At 71.6% G+C, this 18,623-nt stretch carries 14 protein-coding genes; 3 read left to right on the plus strand and 11 right to left on the minus strand.

Going from position 1 to position 18,623, the window contains the following annotated elements:
* Positions 1-276: 276 nt before the first annotated feature.
* Both ACH4TV_RS10090 and ACH4TV_RS10095 read left to right on the plus strand, forming a co-directional pair.
* Positions 277-1,089 carry a BTAD domain-containing putative transcriptional regulator gene (locus tag ACH4TV_RS10090; RefSeq protein ID WP_398396153.1) on the plus strand — a complete coding sequence of 271 codons (813 nt, stop codon included), beginning with the start codon at positions 277-279 and terminating at the stop codon, positions 1,087-1,089.
* 34 nt (positions 1,090-1,123) lie between these two features.
* Positions 1,124-1,750: an NADH oxidase gene (locus tag ACH4TV_RS10095; RefSeq protein WP_398396155.1), complete on the plus strand. Its 627-nt coding sequence runs from the start codon at positions 1,124-1,126 to the stop codon at positions 1,748-1,750.
* Positions 1,751-1,767: 17 nt separating this feature from the next.
* On the opposite strand, the gene ACH4TV_RS10100 is transcribed toward ACH4TV_RS10095, so the two are convergent.
* The 10 genes from ACH4TV_RS10100 to ACH4TV_RS10145 form a co-directional block, all read right to left on the minus strand.
* Positions 1,768-2,376 (minus strand): DNA-binding response regulator, encoded by a 609-nt coding sequence (locus ACH4TV_RS10100; RefSeq protein ID WP_398396157.1) that lies wholly within the window; start codon positions 2,374-2,376, stop codon positions 1,768-1,770.
* An 80-nt stretch (positions 2,377-2,456) separates the two neighbouring features.
* Positions 2,457-3,695: a sensor histidine kinase gene (locus ACH4TV_RS10105; protein WP_398396159.1), complete on the minus strand. Its 1,239-nt coding sequence runs from the start codon at positions 3,693-3,695 to the stop codon at positions 2,457-2,459.
* A gap of 166 nt (positions 3,696-3,861) precedes the next feature.
* Entirely contained in the window at positions 3,862-4,509 is a 648-nt protein-coding gene (locus tag ACH4TV_RS10110; RefSeq protein WP_398396161.1) for a response regulator, read from the minus strand.
* A gap of 2 nt (positions 4,510-4,511) precedes the next feature.
* A complete protein-coding gene (locus ACH4TV_RS10115; protein WP_398396163.1) occupies positions 4,512-5,699 on the minus strand; it encodes a sensor histidine kinase in 1,188 nt (395 codons plus the stop codon).
* Positions 5,700-5,749: 50 nt separating this feature from the next.
* Positions 5,750-7,954, minus strand: a complete 2,205-nt coding sequence (locus tag ACH4TV_RS10120; protein ID WP_398396165.1) for an MMPL family transporter — start codon at positions 7,952-7,954, stop codon at positions 5,750-5,752.
* A 253-nt stretch (positions 7,955-8,207) separates the two neighbouring features.
* Positions 8,208-9,101, minus strand: a complete 894-nt coding sequence (locus ACH4TV_RS10125) for a kinase (protein WP_398396166.1) — start codon at positions 9,099-9,101, stop codon at positions 8,208-8,210.
* Complete coding sequence (locus ACH4TV_RS10130) at positions 9,098-12,418, minus strand: amino acid adenylation domain-containing protein (protein ID WP_398396168.1); 3,321 nt, start codon at positions 12,416-12,418, stop codon at positions 9,098-9,100. The genes ACH4TV_RS10125 and ACH4TV_RS10130 overlap by 4 nt, the downstream gene beginning before the upstream one ends.
* Complete coding sequence (locus ACH4TV_RS10135) at positions 12,415-13,656, minus strand: ATP-grasp domain-containing protein (protein WP_398396170.1); 1,242 nt, start codon at positions 13,654-13,656, stop codon at positions 12,415-12,417. Before ACH4TV_RS10135 ends, ACH4TV_RS10130 begins: the two co-directional genes overlap by 4 nt.
* Positions 13,653-15,128, minus strand: coding sequence for an argininosuccinate lyase (gene argH / locus ACH4TV_RS10140; RefSeq protein WP_398396172.1), 1,476 nt, complete (start codon positions 15,126-15,128; stop codon positions 13,653-13,655). Before argH ends, ACH4TV_RS10135 begins: the two co-directional genes overlap by 4 nt.
* On the minus strand, positions 15,125-16,192 hold the full coding sequence (locus ACH4TV_RS10145) for a cysteine synthase family protein (protein WP_398396174.1): 1,068 nt from the start codon (positions 16,190-16,192) through the stop codon (positions 15,125-15,127). Before ACH4TV_RS10145 ends, argH begins: the two co-directional genes overlap by 4 nt.
* 212 nt (positions 16,193-16,404) lie before the next feature.
* Between ACH4TV_RS10145 and ACH4TV_RS10150 the strand changes: the two genes are divergently transcribed.
* A complete protein-coding gene (locus ACH4TV_RS10150) occupies positions 16,405-17,115 on the plus strand; it encodes a thioesterase II family protein (RefSeq protein WP_398396176.1) in 711 nt (236 codons plus the stop codon).
* A 14-nt stretch (positions 17,116-17,129) separates the two neighbouring features.
* On the opposite strand, the gene ACH4TV_RS10155 is transcribed toward ACH4TV_RS10150, so the two are convergent.
* The gene (locus tag ACH4TV_RS10155; protein ID WP_398396178.1) at positions 17,130-18,482 is read right to left on the minus strand and encodes a class II 3-deoxy-7-phosphoheptulonate synthase; all 1,353 of its coding nucleotides are present in this window, start codon (positions 18,480-18,482) and stop codon (positions 17,130-17,132) included.
* Positions 18,483-18,623 lie beyond the last annotated feature (141 nt).

Genomic DNA, 18,623 nt, shown 5'->3' on the forward strand with positions numbered 1-18,623 from the left:
TCGTTGAGCTGCCGGCGTCGTCCTGAATGTGGGTACGTTAAGAGGTACGTTCGTACCCTGTCAATTACCGGAGCCGCCGGCGAGGTGGCGGCCGGCAGGAGCGGGGCCCCGGGGACGACGTCCCGGCTCGGGCACCGCAAAGCGCCGCCACCTGCGCCGTATGAAGAATTCATGCCCGTGGGCTTTCAGCCTTCACCCGCTTCTCGTGGCGCCCTCACTGTTGTCCTCCCGACGCTGCGTGCCAGGCTCGCGCCATCAGGAGAGAAGGGAACTGGCATGGCTTATCTGGACATTGGACTGCTCGGATCGTTCACGGCCTCGGTGGGCGGTGCGTCCATCGTCCCCAGCGCGGCCAAGCAGCGCAGGCTGCTGGCGCTGCTCGCGGTCGGCCGCGGACGCGAGATCAGCATGGCCGTCATCGCCGAGGAGCTGTGGGAGGGGTGCCCGCCGGCCGGCCCGTCGGCCGCCGTGCAGACGTACGTGAAGCAACTGCGGCAGCGGATCGCCACCGCTGTCTCCCGGCTCACTCCGAGTGTCGATCCCAAGGAGGTACTCAGCCGCGGGCACAGCGGCTACCGGCTCGACATGCCCGAAGTTCGGGTGGACGCCCGGGAGTTCGAGAGTCTCGTACGACAGGGCGAGCAGGCCGTCACCCGTGGTGAGGACGAGAAGGGTGTCCAGCTGCTGTCCGAGGGACTCGCCCTGTGGCGCGGGCAGGCACTGAGCGACGTACGGATGTCGGGGGTCCTGCGGGCCGAGGCGCTGCGACTGGACGAGGTTCGGCTCGCCGCTGTCCAGTCGCGTATCGACGCCGACCTGCGGCTCGGCCGCCATGTGCATCTGGTGAGCGAGTTGACGGCGCTCACCACTCTGCATCCGCTGCAGGAGCATCTGCACGCTCAGTTCATCGTCGCGCTCTATCGCAGTGGGCGTTCCTCACAGGCGCTGGAGGCGTTCCGGAGGCTGCGTGCGGAGTCCGTGAGGGAGCTGGGGATCGAGCCGTCGCGGCGGCTTCAGGAACTGCACCGTTGGGTACTGGCCGGTGAGCCGCTCCTCGATGCCCGGGTCCGCACCCTGACCGCGTTCTGACCGGCGTCAGGTTCCCTCGAAAGGAGGGCAGGCAATGCCACACACACCTGCTGACGTCGTCACGGTCCGCCTCTGGTCGCTGTCCGAAGACGTGACCGTCGAACACGACGAAGGGCACGACCAGGTGGTGATCAAGAGCCGGTGGGGCACGGACTGTCTGGAGCGGCCCGAGCCCGAGGTCCGGGAGGCTCTGCGGCGGATGGAGCTGGGACCCGTGGTCCTCGCCAACGCCGCTGATCAACACGTCGACCTGGACGCGGTGCTGATCCCGGTACTGAACAAGCTGTCCCATCTGGTGGTGCACACGCTCGGCGTCGGCGACCTCAGGGGCCCGCTGCTGTCGGTGTTCCCGGTGGCCCAGGACGCACTCTTCACCCTGGTCTGGCTGCCGGACCGGCGGGCCCTGCGGCTGCCCCGCGGGATGGTTCTGACCGTGCTCGACTCCGGGCTCTCGCTGGAGGCCGAGGACAGTCCGCACCGGGTCGTGCTGCACCGGCCCGAGGCCGCGCTCGTCCTGGCGATGCTGGCCTGGCCGGTCACTCCGGACAGGGCGAAGGCCGCGCTGCCGCTGCCGCTGCAGATGACCGAGGGCATCATCCGCTATCTGGCAGCGGCAGGAATGGCGTCACCCGTGGACGACGACGCGTACGACGACGTCTGAACCGCCGGCCTTCTCGATCAGACCAGCCAGCCGGCGTCCCGGGCGATGCGGATCGCGTCGACCCTGTTGCGGGCGTTCAGCTTGGCGACCACCGTCGTGAGGTAGTTGCGCACGGTCCCGGTGGACAGGTGCAGAGCGGAGGCGATCTCCTTGGCCTCCGAGCCCTCCGCGACGAGGCGCAGCACCTCCGTCTCGCGCTCGGTCAGGGGGCTTTGCGCACCGCTCCACGAGGCGAGGGCCAGCTTGGAGTCGATGACCAGATGCCCCGCGACGACCCGCCTGATGGCGTGGGCCAGTTCGGCCGGCGACTCGTCCTTGAGGAGATAGCCGTGCACCTTCGCGTTGAGCGCCCGGCGCAGGGTGCCCGGGCGACCGAGGCTGGTGAGCATGAGCGTCTTGCAGCTGGGCAGCCGTTCATGAAGCTGGACTGCGGCGCTCAGGCCGTCCAGGCCCGGCAGGTCGATGTCGATCACTGCGATGTCGGGTCTGACCTTGAGGGCCGCGTCGAGGATCTCGTCCCCACGCTCCAGTTCACTGACTACTTCGAGATCCCTCTCCAGATTCAGAAGCGCCACCAGCGCTCCCCGGACCATGTTCATGTCTTCTGCGAGCAATATCCGAATCATCGCAGCGCTCACCCCCCGTTGGCACAGCGGCATACGGCCGTCAGCTTATCAACTGGCCTATTCTGGCGGGCTGTTCATGGTCAAGCCGCCGACTTGCTGTCGTCCGCGCGGTACCGGTCCGCGTCGGCGGTGCTGTCCGGATCTCGCTGTTCGGGGGCCTGGGCGACCACCCGGAACGTTCCGTCGTTCTGCTCCACGCCCAGGGTGCCGTCGACCGTGTTCAGTCGCGTCTGCAGGTTGCCGAGGCCGCTGCCGCTGTGCGGGGACGGGTCCCGATACCCCTTCGCCACACCGTCGTTGACGATGGTCAGCCGTACCTGGCCGGCGTCCCCCTCCGCGGCGATCTCGCAGTACGTCGCGCGGCTGTGGCGCAGTACGTTGGTGACGGCCTCGCGGAGCACCGTCGCGAGCACGGTGTCCAGCTCCCGGTCCAGCTGCCCGATCCGCACGCGCGCGGTGACGCGCACGTCGGCGGCGCTGAGCACGGACTGGGCCGAGCCGATCTCGTCCTTGAAGGACATGTCACGGTAACCGCTGGCCACACTGCGCACGTCGGCCAGCGACTGGCGGGAGATGGTGAGCACGTCCTCGACCTCGGCCTTGGCCCGGCCAGGATGCGCGGGCAGCAGGCGGTGGATGAGCTCGCCCTTGAGCGTGATCGCCGAGAGGCTGTAACCGAGCAGGTCGTGCAGGTCCCGTGCGAAGCGGAGGCGTTCCTGGGTGACCGCGACGCGGGTGAGTTCACCGCGGGTCTCGTGCAGGACGCGGATCAGGTCGGCGAGCCGGGTGAGGCCGAAGATCACGAGGCCGGTCAGCAGGGTGGACTGGACGTAGTAGAACGTTTCAACCACAGGCAGGCCTCGAAGCAGGGGCGGGGCGAGCATCGAGGCGCCCACCACCCCGTACAGGAGCCAGCCCTGACGTGGGGGCAGGAGCAGCAGGAGGGAGCCCGCGAGGAAACCCGCCATCGAGCCCCACTGCGCCTTGAAGACGAGGAGGGGAAGGTAGGTCAGCAGTGCCTGGGCGCTCAGAGTGAGGATCTTGCAGCTGGTGGACGCGAGGTGCGCACCGGGTCTGGAGTGCAGTAACTGCAGTCCGAGGATCCCGAGGAGACACACGACCGCCGCGGTCAAAGGGACGACCGAGGAGTGTGAGCTCAGGATGTTGAGCAAGGTGATGCTGAAGTAACACAGCAACGCCGCGAGCAGGACGAGCCGGCCCAGCCGGGGTGCAGGGATGTTGCCACTCCTGGCGAGCAGTTCGTCCGGCTGCCAGGCGTCCTCGGCCGCCTCGTGCGAGCCTGGGCGCCGATACGTCATGTGTGAATCCCCTCTCGCACAGCCCCGTCCCCGTGCGGAGCATAGGCGAGTGGGATGTGGGTCACGTAAGGATTACGGCGCGGCAGGCGGCTGGATAGCAAGCGCTTGCCCGGCGGAGCGGGCCGACGGAGGGCAGCGGCGCCTCGGGGGCGGGGGCACCCCGAGCTCAGGAGCGGGCGAGCAGCCCCTGTTCCAGGGCGACGACGACGGCGCGGGTGCGGTCGCTCACGTCGAGTTTCGCGAAGACCCGCAGAAGGTGCGTCTTCACCGTGGCCTCGCCGATGACCAGGCGCCGGCCGATCTCGGCGTTGGACAGGCCGTCGGCGACCGCGTCCAGCACATCCCGCTCGCGGGCGGTGAGCGCGACCGGCTCGGGGCGGCGCATCCGGGCCACGAGACGCTCCGCGACCTTGGGCGCGAGGACCGTCTCACCGCGCGCGGCCGAACGGATGGCGTCGGCGAGTTGCTCGCGGGTGGTGTCCTTGAGGAGGTAGCCGACGGCGCCGGCCTCCACGGCTCGTTCGATCTCGACGTCCGTGTCGTACGTGGTGAGGATCAGCACCCGGGTGGCCACCGGCAGGGCGACGATCTCGGTGGTGGCGGCCACGCCGTCGAGCACCGGCATGCGCAGGTCGAGAAGGGCCACGTCAGGAGCGAGCCGCTCGACGAGGTCGACGCCCTCGCGGCCGTCGCTCGCTTCGCCGACGATCTCTATCGTGGGCTCGTTGGCCAGCAGGGCGATGACTCCGGCGCGCATCACGGCGTGGTCGTCGACCACGACCACGCGGATCCGGTCGTATGCGGTGTCGGTCATGGTCAGTCCTGACTGTGCGTCGGAAGGCTGGCGAGGACACGGGTGCCGTCCCCGAGGGAGCTGGTGACGGCGAGTTCACCGTCGAGCTCGGCCAGCCGTCGGCGCATGCCGTCGAGGCCGAACCCCTGGGAATCCTCGACGACGAAGCCGCGGCCGTCGTCAGTGATCTCCAGTTCGACTCCGCCCGCGAGTTCGGTGAGGACGACGCCCACGGTGGAGGCGCCCGAGTGTTTGCGCACGTTGGCGAGGGACTCCTGGGTGCAGCGCAGCAGGGCGACGCGGGTGCGCTGGTCCAGGTCCATGTCGGGCAGTTCGGCGGTGACGGTGAGGCCGGTGTCCTGGACGAAGCGGTCCAGGGTTCTGCGCAGGGTGGTGGCCAGCGAGCCGGGTGCGACGCCGCTCTCGGGGGCGGAGCCGACGAGCACCCGGGCCTCGGCCAGGTTCTCGCGCGCGGTCTGCTCGATGGAGGTGAGCTGCTCGACGCAGCGCACGGGATCGGTGACGGCGGCGGTGCGGGCGGCCTCCGCGAGCACCACGATGGAGGCGAAGCCCTGGGCGAGGGTGTCGTGGATCTCGCGGGCGAGCCGTTCGCGCTCTTCGGCCGCGCCCTGCTGCTGATACACGGTCGCCAACTCCTCCTGGGTCAGGGTCAGTTCTGCGGTCAGTTGTTCCTGCCGCTCGTTGCTCTGGCCGACGAAGCGGTACACCCACAGCCCCAGACCCACGCCTGCGGCGTAGGCGACGACGGTGAGCACGACGTTGCCCGTGAGGAACTGGGAGCTCCAGCCCTGGCCGAGCATGCCGCCGGACACGGTGAGGGCCGCGGCGGCCCCGCTGAGCGTGATCGCGTCCCGCGGGGTGCGGGCGAAGAGCCAGAACTGCGGCAGGGACACCATGTAGAAGGCGGCCCCGCCGTCCAGGAGGTAGGCCGTCGCGCCCAGGACGAGGACGAGGACGACGAGGTAGGTACGGGGACGCAGGACGGGGTTGTCCGGCCGGGTGAGAACGACGGTGTGACACAGCGCGATCAGGGCGAGCAGGCCGAACAGCCAGTACCTCCGGGCCGGCGACGCGTCGAACACGGCGAGGGCCGGGGGCAGCAGCCCGAACAGGATCCAGCCTGCCGAGTTCCAGCGACGGATACGGTCCGGGGTGAGCCGGTCACCCGGCTGCTGCTGCCACTGACTCACGCTGATTCACCTCGTTCGTAAGGGAGTTGAGAGCCCGGCGGTCGAGTCGATCAGCTTACCGATTCCAGCGGGCGGGGGGCCTGTTCGGTGGTGCGGCGGGCACGGCGCACTCCACGGGAGGGCCACCAGTTGGCCTCGCCGAGCAGGAGCATCATGGCCGGCAGAACCAGCATGCGGATGACGAAGGCGTCCAGGAGGACGGCGACCGCGAGGCTGAAGCCGATCTGCTTCATCTCGATCAGGTGCAGGGCCGCGAAGCTGGCGAAGACCGTGACCATGACCGCGGCCGCGCTGGTCACCACGCCCGCCGAGCTGCCGATGCCCTCGATCACGGCCTTGCGGGTCGGGACTCCGCGCAGGGCGGCCTCCCGGATCCGGCTGATCACGAAGACCTGGTAGTCCATCGACAGGCCGAACAGGATCACGAAGAGGAACAGCGGGACACGGGTGCCGATCGACCCGGTGGAGGTGAAGTCGACCAGGCCTTCGGCCCAGGTGTTCTGGAAGACCAGGACGAGGATGCCGAGCGAGGCGGCGGCGGAGAGGAGGTTGAGGATGATGCCGACCAGGCCGAGGACCACGGAGCGGAACGCCCAGACGGTCATGCCGAAGGTGACCAGGAGCAGTGCCCCGATGATGAGGGGCAGCTTCTGTTCCTGGTGGGCCGGGTAGTCGGTGTAGCGGGCGACGTCACCGGTCACCGCGGAGTCGGCACCCTTGACCTGGCCGACGGTCTGCGGGAGGTACGTGTCGCGGATGTCCCCCAGCGACGACTGGGCCTCGTCGCTGCTGACGAAGTACGGGACCTGTAGCTGGAGCATGGTGATCCGCTTGTCGGGCGACATCGTCAGCTGGGAGGTGCCGCTCAGGCGCGGGTCGTCCTTGACGTCGGCGGCGAGTTCGCGCAGGGCGGCGGTCACCTCGGGCGAACGGCCGGCGTCGGCGCGGACGACGACCTGGTGCATGGACTTCAGCTCCGGGTAGGCCTCGTTCAGCCGGTCGTAGACCTGCATGGCTTCGATGGAGCGGGAGTGTGTCTCGCGGCCCATGTCGGTGAGCTTGATGCCGAGGACCGGGGCGGCGAGGGCGAGCAGCGCGACAACGGTGGCGGTGAGCGTGGCGACGGGGTGTTTGGCGACGGGGCGCAGGACCGCCGCGGTCAGACGGCCGGGGCCGGTGTGGTGCGTCTTCTGCTTCTTCGGCGCGAGCCCGCGGGCCGCCCGGCGCTCGGCACGGCGTTCGGCGCGCATGCCCAGTTTCGCGAGGAGGGCGGGCAGCACGGTCAGGGAGCTGATGACGGCGACGAGGGTGACGAGGATCGCGCCGGTGGCGATGGACGAGAAGATGACGTCGTCGGCCAGGTAGAGGGTGGCGCTGGAGACGGCGACCGCGAGGCCGGAGACGACGACGGCCCGGCCGGAGGTGGCGGCGGCGAGTTCGACGACGGCCTGCGGGCTCAGTTTGCCGCCGGCGCGGGCCCGTTCCTCACGTTCACGCTTGAGGTAGAAGAGCGTGTAGTCGACGCCGACCGCGAGGCCGATGAGCAGGATGATGTTGGTGCTGATGCCGTTGTCGGGGAAGACGTGCGAGGCCACCATGGTCAGGCCGACGGCCGCGGCGATCGAGGACAGGGCGAGCAGCAGCGGTACGAGGGCCATCGCCACGGAGCTGAAGACCAGCAGCAGGGTGATGAGGGTGACCGGCAGGGCGATCATCTCGGTGCGCGCGAGATCGTCACCGCGCAGCTTGTCGACGCCCTTGCTGATGGAAGGCGATCCGGTCTCCTCGACGCGCAGCCCGGGGTTGGCCTTCTGTACGGCCGCGCTCTGTTCGAGCAGCGGGTCGACGTGCTCCTTGCCCTCCAGTTCCGGGCCCTTCATGGTGACGGTGACCCGCACCGCCGTGTTGTCCGCGGCGCGTACCGGGTCGGTGACGGTGAGCACCTCGGGCAGCTTGCGCATCCGGGCGACGACGTCGGCGGCGGCCGAGTCGGCCGCGGCGATGTCGAGCTTTCCGGTGCCCGGCTTCGCGGTGATCAGGACGTGTTCGACGGGGCGCTGCTGTAACCCGCCCTCCGCGGCGATCGTCTCGCCGCGTCCCGCCTCTCCGATGCGGAAGTCCTCGGTGGTCGCCGCGTTGGTGCCGACGGTGATTCCGATACCGAGGCACAGGACGACGAACACGAACCAGCCGACGATGCCCCGCCAGGGGTGGACGGCGCTCCAACGAGCCATGCGTACGGGAAGATTCTTCATGTCGTCCATGCTCGTCGTCGGGGGTGCGGTGCCGACAGCAGCGACCGGTTGAACTTGGGGTCCACCGACTGGTGGACCCCCGTCAGAGCCTGTGTCATGTCCCCGGCCGGATCAGCGCGCGGCGTCTGGTGCGTGCGATCGCAAGGCGCCGGAGCGCCCTCGTAGCTCCGCTACGAGGGCGTTTCGGCAACGCGGCGAGCGTGCGTGCCAGACGTCGCGCGCCCGGCCGGGGGTATGACACAGGCTCTCAGGCTCAGTGGAAGCTGAGGGTGTGGAAAACCGTCACGTTGCCCTCCAGTTCCTGGCACCGCTGCGCGGCGGCGGCGAGCCGGCTGCCGCTGTCGGGCGCCGTGGTGTCCAGGAGGATCCCGAGCGAGGTGCCGCTGTGGCCGATGACGACGCCGAGACCGCCGACCTCCTCGCAGACGCGGATCATCGGCTCCAGCGACCTCTTGTGGCGCAGCACCTGGTTCATCCGGGCACTTTCGGTGGCCACCCGGCCGACCTCGGCCAGGTCTTCGCGGGCCACTGCGCGCGTGATGCGGTCCAGGAGACGGGCGTACGTCCGCCGGTCGGCCGTGGTGAACGGTTTCGGGATGGCGTTGAAGGCGACGGTGTCGACCGCGCCTCCCTCGTCGATCCCGACGACCGTCATCGGTGGCAGTGAACCGAGTTGCGCGCGCAGCCGCACGCTGCGGTGGTGGAAGGCGACGATCGCCGGGTACAGGACGCCGTCGGTGGGTTCGATGCGGGCCAGGTACGACTCGATACGGCGCGGCGGCATGGGTTCGCCGAGGGCGTTGGCGACGGCCCGCGCCGTGGCCACCAGGTCGGCGGACGAACTGGCGAGGCCCTTGCCCTCGGGCAGGGTGCTGTCGATGACCAGCGCTCCGCCGCCGGGTCTTCCGGCGTCCTCCAGGATGATCCGGGCCAGCCGCAGCGCCTTCTTCTTGTGGGCCGGTTCGACGACCACCTCCGTCCGGTCCGCGGCGAGTTCGAAGCGTGCCGTGGACCAGCGGGCCACCGGCAGGGTGACCAGGAAGTCTCCGTCCTCCTCGGGCAGCACGCCCTGGAGCAGTTCACCGAAGGTGCCGAAGGCCGTGCTGACCCCGGTGGCCGCCACCTGGCGGTAGTCGGTCGTGGTCATGTGCGACTCCTGTCCTGTACGGGGCTGCTCTGCGCGGGTGTCCGGGTGGTCGCCTCCCGTACACGGGCCGCGCTGAGGGCCGGCCTGGTACCGATGAAGTAGTGGCCGCCGTCGTCCAGTTCGTGGAGCGTGACGCGCTCGGCGAGGGTCCGCCAGGCGCCGACGGCACGGGCCGCGTCCGCGGTCTGCGGGTCGTCCCGGGCGACGACGACGTCCACCGGGGCGGCCAGGCGGTGCGGGTGCGGCTGTTCCTGAAGCCGGATGAGGTGCCGGTGGGAGGCGTCGACGTCGTGCCGGTAGGCGCGGTCGGCGACCTCGGCCCGCTCCGGCTGGTACGCGTCCAGTTCCACGTAGGCGCGGCCGCCGCGCAGCCGGCCGAGCAGGGTGCGCCGGTCCACGCCCGCGAGCTCGGCCAGTTCGGTCCGCAACGCCTCGGCGTCCGGGAGCAGTTGGGCGCCGAGAAAGACCCGTTCGACGGGTCGGCCCGCCGCCTCCAGGAGCCGGGCGGTCTCCAGGGCGGCCGCGGCGCCGGCGCAGTGGCCCCACAGCAGGACGGGCGTGGTGAGGTGGGCGAGGATCTCGTCGCTGGCGCGGCGGGCCAGCTCGGGCACGTCCAGCAGGGGTTCGTCGGGGGCGGCGAAGTCGTGGCCGGGCGGTTCGGCCCCGTACACGGCGACGCCGTCGCGCTCCAGCTCCTGTGCGAGCGCCCGGTAGTTGACGGCGTTCCCGGCGGCGTACGGGAAGCAGACCAGGGTGTGGTGCGGGCTGTGCACCGGAAGGAGCGGATGCAGCAGCCGGTGGCGGTGCGGTCGGCGGGGCCCGCCGTCGCGGCGGCGGGTCAGGACGCGGGCCAGGTCGGCGAGGACCGGCTGGGCGACCAGGTCGGCGACGGTCAGGCGGCGGCCGAGGTGGGCGATGAGCCGGGCGGCGGCCAGGGAGGTGCCGCCGAGCGCGAAGAAGCTGTCGTCCTTGCCGATGCGTTCCAGGGGGACGCCGAGCACTTCGGCCCAGGCCACGGCGAGGCGCCGCTCGTCGGGGGTGGCCGGGGCGGTGCGGGTGACTCCGCCATGGCCGAGGGTGCCGGCGAGTCCGGCCAGCGCCGCCTTGTCGACCTTGCCGTTGGCGGTCAGCGGAAGGTGGTCGAGCCGGTGGCAGTAGGTGGGCACCATGTAGTCGGGCAGCCGGGCCGCGAGGAAGTCGCGTGCCCGTGCCGCGGTGTCGGGGGCGGCGGTGTCCGTCTCGTCCGTGGTGAGGAAGGCGACGAGGGTGCGGGTGGCACCGAGGTCGCCGTCGATGACGACCGCCACGTCCCGCACGCCCGCCATGGTCGCCAACTGGTGCTCGATCTCTCCGAGTTCGATCCGGTAGCCGCGGATCTTCACCTGTTCGTCGTGGCGGCCCAGGAACTCGAGGCGGCCGTCGGGCAGCCAGCGGCCGAAGTCGCCGCTGCGGTACATCCGGGTGTGGGCGCGGAACGGGTCGGGGACGAAGGCCTGCCGGGTGCGTTCCTCGTCGTTGATGTAGCCGCGGCCCACGCAGACGCCGGAGAAGGCGATCTCGCCGGTCGTGCCGAGGGGGACGAGCTCCAGGTTGTGGTCGAGCACGTACGTGGTGACGTTCCGCAGGGACCGCCCGAGCGGCACGAAGCCGCGCTCCGGAACGCCGTCCAGGATCTCGTGCATGGTGTCGTCGCACACCTCGGTGGCACCGTAGGCGTTGACGAGGCGGATGCCGGGGTGGGCGGCGAACCAGCGGCGGACCGCTTCGAGGCCGAGGACCTCGCCGGTGACGGAGAGGGTGTGCAGGGCGCCGAGGTCGCGCGGGCGGCGCTCCAGGTGGCGCAGCAGGACGTCGAGATAGGAGGGCACGGTCTGCGCGACGGTCACGCCGCGGTCGACGAGCTCGCCGAGGAACCCGGAGACGTCGAGCATCACGTCGGTGTCGATGATGCGGGTGGTCGCGCCGGCCAGCAGCGGCGCGGCGAACTGCCACAGGGAGATGTCGAATCCCACGGACGCGGTCTGCGCCACCACCTGCCCGTGACCCGGTGCGAGCCCCATGTCGTCGATCTTCGCGTAGAGGTGGTTGACCAGCCCCGCGTGCTCGCACAGGGCGCCCTTGGGGGTGCCGGTGGAGCCCGACGTGAAGTAGATGTAGGCGGCCTGGGCGGGAGTGGGCGGACTTGGGAGGGGGTGCTCTGGGGAAACGTCGCTCAGGTGGCCGAGCGTCAGAACGGGGAGCTCGCCTTCGAGTTCGGCGGCCGCCTTGCGGACCACGGACTCGCAGTGGTGGTCGGTGAGGGCCAGTACGCAGACGGCTTCCTCGAGTTGGACGGCCACGCGTTCCACGGGCAGGTCGCGTGGCATCGGGAGGTACACGGCCCCCGCCTTGAGGACGCCGACGGCGCTCGCGATCCAGTCGAGGGTGCGGTCCATGACGACCGCGACCACGTCTTCGGCGCCCGCTCCCGCCGCGATCAGGGCACGCGCGACGCGGTCGGAGCGTTCGTCGAGCTCCCGGTAGGTCCAGGTCCGGTCGCCGTGAGCGGCGGCGGGGGCGCCGGGGCGTTCCCGTGCCCGTTGCCGGAACAGGTCCACGAAGGTGAGGCCGGGCGGGTCGTCGCGCGGACCGGCGAGTCCGTAGAGCTGGGTCGCGGTCTCCTCGGGGGACAGCAGGCTCCGGCGGTCGTGACGGGCCGACGGGTCCTCGGCGAGCAGGCGCAGGGCGGCCAGTTGGTATCCGGCGAGGCGTGCGGCGTGGTCGCCGTCGAAGGCTCGCAGGTCGTACGTCACGTGCAGGGCTAGGCCGTCCGGGCCCTGAGCCCACGCGAACCGCACCATGGCGCCCGGACCGTGGCCGGGGGTGCCGGTCGTGAGGCCGGACAGGTCGAGCACGGTGTCGGTCGCGCCGGGCGCCGTCCGAGGCGCGAGGGAGACGGCTTCGGCCAGCTCGGCCCAGGTGGAGGGGTCGACGGTCAGGCGCAGCGCGCGCGGTGAGGACCCCCTCGGCGGCACGTAACCGCAGGCGACGCCGCGTTCGGAGGTGAGCGTGGCCAGGACCCGGGCGTGCGCGGTGAGCAGGAGGCCGGGCAGGTCGGTGCCGAGGGCGCGTGCGGTGCGCTCCAGGTCGCCGGCCAGGCCGGGGGGAACTGCGGTCCGGTGGGTGCCGGCGCCGGGACCGCCCGCGTGCGGGGCGCGCCAGCGGGGGACGGTGGCGGTGAACCCGGCGGTGGAGGGCTCGGGCGGGCGTCCGTCCCCGGGACCCGGGTGCCGGGCGTGGTCCTGGTGTGCCCGGCCGGAAAGGCTCGTCGCGGTCATCTGGTCGCGGCCCTCTCTCGTGATGGGTGCGGGGCGGGTACGGGATCCAGGTCGACCTCGATGAGGTCCGCGGCCGCCAGGGCGCGGCGGGCCGCCTTCAGCGGGTCGGGCGCCACGGCCACCACGCAGGCCAGGCGGTCCTGGAACGAGTGGGTGATGCGGATGTCGCGGCCGGGTGCGGTGGTCGCCCGCACGGCCAGGACGCCGGGGGCCGCGGCGGCCGCGGACAGCCCGCGTACCGCGCTCACGCGGCCCTCGCGGGTCGCCCGGACGAAGCGCACCGCTGCGTGGCCCGCGCCGGGGGCCGGCGCCGCCGCCGGGAGGCCCGCGGCACGGGCCACCACGGCGTCCACCAGGTCCACGCCCAGAGCGGCTCGTACCGCGACCGGGATCATGCCGCCCGCCAGGCGCGGGTTGACCTCGATGACGACCGGGCCGCCGGCGGACCAGCGCAGTTCGGTGTGGGCGGCGCCCCAGCCGAGGCCCAGCGCGGACAGGGCTCGCACGGCCGTCTCACCCAGGGCGCGGGCCGTGGGCCCGGGGGTGGCGGCAGGGACGTCATGACCGGTCTCCACGAAGTACGGGACCGGGCCCACGTGTTTGGCGACCACCGTGACGACCCGGCCGTCGAACGTCTCGACCGAGAACTCCGGTCCGTCCACCGCCTCCTCCACCAGGATGCGGGTGTTCGCGCCGTCGGCCAGGAGCCGGTGGGCCCAGTCGCCGGTGTCGTCCGCGTTTCGGCACAGGCGTACGCCGACCGAGCCCGAGCCGCTGACCGGCTTGAGCACGACGGGGTATCCGAGGGACTCGGCCGCGGCGACGGCCGCATCGGCGTCCGCGACGGCCTCGAACCCCGGCACCGGCACCCCGGCCGCGCGGTGCCGCTCCCGCTGCACGTCCTTGGCACGGCAGGCCGCCACCGCGTCGCCGTCGGGACCCGGCAGCCCGAGCACCGCGGCGGCGCGGGCCGCTGCCGCGACGTAGTACTCGGAACTGGAGGTGACCCCCGCGAGGCCGCCGGCCGCGGCCAGGCCGGTCAGGGTACGCAGCACCGCGTCCGGGTCGGTGGTGTCCAGGGTCCGGGTGTCGACGGCGTCCTCGGCGGCGTACGGATACCGTCCCGGGTCGCGGGCGAGCAGCACCGGCCGCAGGCCCCGAGCGCGTGCGGCGGCGCAGAACTCCCGTCCCGTACCGGTGGTGTTGCTCTCCACGAAGGCCATCCAGCCGCCGGTCATCGGGTGCCTCCCGGCGTGTGCCGCGCCACGATCGCCTGTGCCTCGGCGTCCAGTCGCCGGCGTGCCTCCCGCAGGCGGGCGTGGTGGGCGGCGGCCCACTCGGCGTGGTCGTGCAGACGGCCCCGCAGGGCGTCGACCACCTTGTCGCACTCCCCCGGGCCGCCGCCGCGGTTCAGCTCGGCGACCACCTCGCGCAGTTCGGGGAGCGGCGTTCCCAGGCCCTCGTACGACAGGTCCGCCGCGCTGAGTTCGGTGGAGCCGGACTCGACCGCCCGGCGTACGGCCGCGCCGACGGCGTGGTGCGCCGTACGGAACGGGACGCCTCCCGCGACCATCCGGTTGGCGACCACGGTGGCTGTCACGAAGCCCTCGTGGGCGCGGGCCTCCATCCGCTCGGCGACCGGGCGGGCCCCGGAGACCAGCACCTGGCCGAGCAGGATCGCGTCCCGTACGGCGGCCAGGGCGGGCCAGGCCACCGAGACGGCTTCCGTGCCGACCTCGATGGAGTTGGTGAACGGGGTCGACTTCATCGCCGAGGCCGCCGCCGTCCAGGCGCCGATGGCGATGGCCGCCTTCGCCTTGACGTGTTCGAGCAGGAACGCGTTGCGTTTCTGCGGCATCGCGGAGCTGCCCCCGACGAGTCGTTCGGGAAAGTCGACGAAGCCGAACTCCTGTGTGCTCCACAGCTGGAGATCGGTGGCGAGCCGGCTGAGGGTGACCGCGGCCGTCGCGACCACGGCGAGCCCGCGCAGCAGGGTGTCGCGGGTGGCGACCGCGTCGGTGGCGTGCAGCGGCGGCGCTGTGAAGCCCAGCAGAACGGCCGTGCGCTCCGGGTTGACCTGGAGGTCGGTACCGGCGACGGCGCCCGCCCCGAGGGGGCAGCGGTCCAGTTCGTCGACCGTGTGCCGCAGTGCCGCGAGGTCCCGGTCCAGAGCGGCGGCGACGCCCGCCAGGTAGTAGCCGTAGGTCACGGGCATCGCGGGCTGGAAGTGGGTGTAGATGGGCATGACGACGTCGGCGTGCGCGCGGCTGCGGGACAGGAGGACACCTTGCAGGCGCATCAGCTGCCCGTGGAGGCCGGACAGCTCGTCGCGCAGTCGCATCGCCGTGACGGTCGCCTTGAGGTCGTTGCGGGATCGGGCGGTGTGCAGCTTGCCGCCGACGTCGGCCCCCAGTTCGGCGGAGAGGTGGCCCTCGTACATGAGGTAGGCGCCGCGCGGGGCGTCCAGGCCCTCCAGTTCGCGAAAGCCGCTCGCACGCAGTCGCCGTACGGCCTCGATGAGCCGGGCCGCGGCCTCGCCCGGCAGCAGTCCGCTCTCGGCGAGCATCACCACGTGCGCGAGGTCGACGGTGGTGATGGGTTCGAGCTCGCGGCGGATCTCACCGGGGCTCTGTTCGCCGTAGACGATGCGGCGGGTACGGGGGGCGAGAGTGCCGGTGAGGCGGCCGGTGTGCTTGCTCCGGGTACTCATGACAGGGCCCCTTCGGCCAGCGGGGCGCGCGGGACGACGCCGGGCACCGCGTCGTAGGAACGCCGTCGCCAGACGAGCCGGGACCAGCGGTCCCCGGCCGCCCCCGGCGCGGTGACCCGGGTGGGCTCGGCCGGACGGTCCGCCGCCGTGTGGCCGCCCGCGGCGAGCCAGGCGTCGTCGTAGACCGTGGCCTGGTAGCGGTAGCCCTCGTCGGGGAGCATCACGACACAGGTCCGGTCGGGGTTGCGCGCGGCCCACCAGCGGGCGACCTGGTAGGCGGCGCCGCTGGTGGGGCCCTGGAACAGGGCGTGCCGGGCGTGCAGTGCGCGGGTGCTGGCGTACGCCTCCGCGGCGGACAGCCAGTGCACCTCGTCGAAGACGCCGTGGTCGAGGTTGGCCGGCCACAGGCTGTTGCCGAGGCCGCGCAGCTCCCGCGGGCCGTCCGGCTGGCCGAACAGAACGCTGTGGTGGGTGTCGACACCGAGCGCGACGGTGTCCGGGGTACGGGCGCGCAGGGCGCGCGTGGTGCCGCACATGGAGCCGCCCGACCCGACCGGGCCGACCAGGCAGTCCACCGTGCCGAGAGTGCGCTGCAACTGGTCGGCGACCGTGCCGTACGAGCGCGGGTTGTCAGGGTTGCTGTACTGCTCGGGGCAGAAGGTGTCGGGCAGTTCGGCCCGGATCTCCGCGAGGCGGTTCAGCCGGGCCGTCTGGTAGCCGCCGACCGGCGCGGGCTCCCGGCAGATCTCGACGCGGGCACCGAGATCGGTGAGCCTGCGGTACAGGTTGGCGTCGATGGCCGGGTCGCTGACCAGGATCAGCTTCCGGCGCATCAGGGCGGCCTGCATGGCCAGGGCGAGTCCGAACGTGCCGGAGGTGGTCTCGACGATGACCGTGTCCGGCCCCAACTCACCGTTCTCCTGGGCGCGTTGCAGGATGTAGTGGGCGGGAAGCAACTTCATCAGGGTGAAGACGGCACCGTAGAGGTTGGAGTCGATCCGGATGAGGCGCGGCATCATCGTGGCCTCGGTGATCGAGGGGTACGTCGAGGTGGCCGGAGGCATGGTGCTCCTGGGATCGTGGGCGGGCTCGGGGCTCCCGGGGTGAAGGCGGAGGCTCTTCGCATGCTGACGCGCCGGCCTGACACGGGACTGACACCGGGGCGGGGGCCGCCTTGTCAGCGGGGTGTCAGCGCGGCTCGGGACCATCGCCCGGGCACCGGTGGATGCCGGAGCGACTGACGACCCCTGGGGGCAGGATGCTGTGGACGCAGATCGTGGAACCGAGGCCCTTCGCCGAGCGGCGCCTGGTGTGCTTCCCGCACGCCGGCGGTTCTCCCTACTTCTTCCGTGGCTGGAGCAAGGCTCTGCACGAGTTCGAGGTGCGTGCGGTGTGCTATCCGGGGCGCGCCGAGCGTTTCGGTGAGCCGTACGCCACCGAACTCGCCCCGATGGCACAGCGGATCGCGGCGGAGCTGCTGACCGACGACGACCCCCGCCCGCTCGCCCTGTTCGGCCACAGCATGGGCGCGACCGTGGCCTACGAGGTGGCCAGGGCCCTGGAGGCGGCGGGCCGCACCGTGCACCATCTGTTCGCCTCCGGCGCCCGCGCCCCGCAGCTGCACGTGCCGGACGCCGCTGCGGCGACCGCCTGGGACGAGGCCGCGGTCGTCCAGACGCTGATCGAACTGGGCGGCACCGACCCGGAACTGCTGGGCAACCGGGCGTTCGTGGACCTGGTCCTGCCGTACATCGGTGCCGACTTCCGGATGCTCGCCGGTTACGGGCGTGGCCCCGCCGAGCCGCTCACCTGCCCGGTCACGGCGCTGGTCGGCACCGACGACCCCCGGGTGACCGGTGATCAGTCGGCGGCCTGGCGGGAGACCACCCGGGGGCGCTTCGCGTTGCGGACCCTGCCCGGAGGGCACTTCTACCTGGAGCAGGATCCACCGTACGAAACAGTGGCCGGGACGCGACGCGGCGAGTAGCCCGGCCGGCCCGGTCACTGGTCGCGGTACATCTCCGCCAGCAGGAACGCGAGGTCCAGCGACTGCGTGTGGTTCAGGCGCGGGTCGCAGGCCGTCTCGTACCGGTCCGGCAGTTCCTCCACGAGGAGCGCGTTGCCGCCGCCGACGCATTCCGTGACGTCGTCGCCGGTCAACTCGACGTGGATGCCGCCCGGGTGGGTGCCCAGGGCGCGGTGGACCTCCACGAAGCCGCGTACCTCGTCGAGCACCGTCTCGAAGCGGCGGGTCTTGTGGCCGCTGGGTGCCGTTGTCGTGTTGCCGTGCATCGGGTCGCTGACCCAGCAGACCTGGGCTCCCTCGGCGCCGACCTTCTCGACGAGGACCGGCAGCACGTCACGTACGCGCTCCGCTCCCGCCCGCACTACGAACGTGAGGCGGCCCGGCTCGCGGTGCGGGTCGAGGCGGTCGATCAGTTTCAGCACATCGTCGGCGGCGGCGGACGGGCCGAGCTTGACGGCGATCGGATTGCTGATGCGGGAGAAGAACTCGACGTGGGCGCCGTCGAGTTGGCGGGTGCGCTCACCGATCCACAGCAGGTGGCCGCTGCCCGCGTAGACCTGGCCGGTCGCCGGGTCGGTGCGGGTGAGTGCCGTCTCGTAGTCCAGGAGCAGCCCTTCGTGGCTGACATAGAACTCGGCGGTGCCGAGCTCCCGGGTGTCGACGCCGCACGCGTGCATGAAGGCCAGGCTGCGGCCTATCTCGTCGGCGAGCGACTCGTACCGCTCACCGGCGCGTGAGCGGGCGACGAACCCCTGGTTCCAGGCGTGCACCTGGCTCAGACCGGCGAAGCCGCCCGTGGTGAGGGAACGGACCAGGTCGAGTGTGCGCGCCGATGCTTCGTACATGGTGCGCAGGCGGGCCGGGTCGGGTCTGCGGGCCCCGGCGGTGAACTCCAGGCCGTTGACCGCGTCCCCGCGGTACGACGGCAGGGTCAGATCGCCCTGCCGCTCGATCGGGCTGGAGCGCGGTTTGGCGTACTGGCCGGCCATCCTGCCGACCTTGACGACCGGCAGGGCGGTGGCGTGCGTGAGGACCACGGCCATCTGCAGCAGCGTCTTCAGCTTGCGGCGCACGGAGTCGGCGGTCACCTGCGCGAAGGTCTCGGCGCAGTCGCCTCCCTGCAACAGGATCGCCTGACCGCGGGCCACCGCCGCCATGCGCCCCCGCAGGTCGGCGCACTCGCCGGCGGTGACCAGCGGTGCGTCGGCGGCGAGCCGGCTGGTGACGTCGCGCAGCGCGGCGGGGTCGGGCCAATCGGGCTGCTGAACGGCCGGGAACGTGCGCCGGAGTTCAGCGAATTCTGCGGTCTTCCCTTCCAGGACTTCCATGGCCGAGCCTTCCCTGTGGGTGTCGAATATGCGCCCACTACATATCCACCTCCGGCACCCGGTCAAGCAATTCGAGAATGGACCGCATCGGCTCCACGGAATTGGTCTGGCTCTGTTCGCAGGGCGGTTGATTGACTCTTC

Source organism: Streptomyces sp. NPDC020898 (genome assembly GCF_044333925.1).
Lineage (GTDB): Bacteria > Actinomycetota > Actinomycetes > Streptomycetales > Streptomycetaceae > Streptomyces.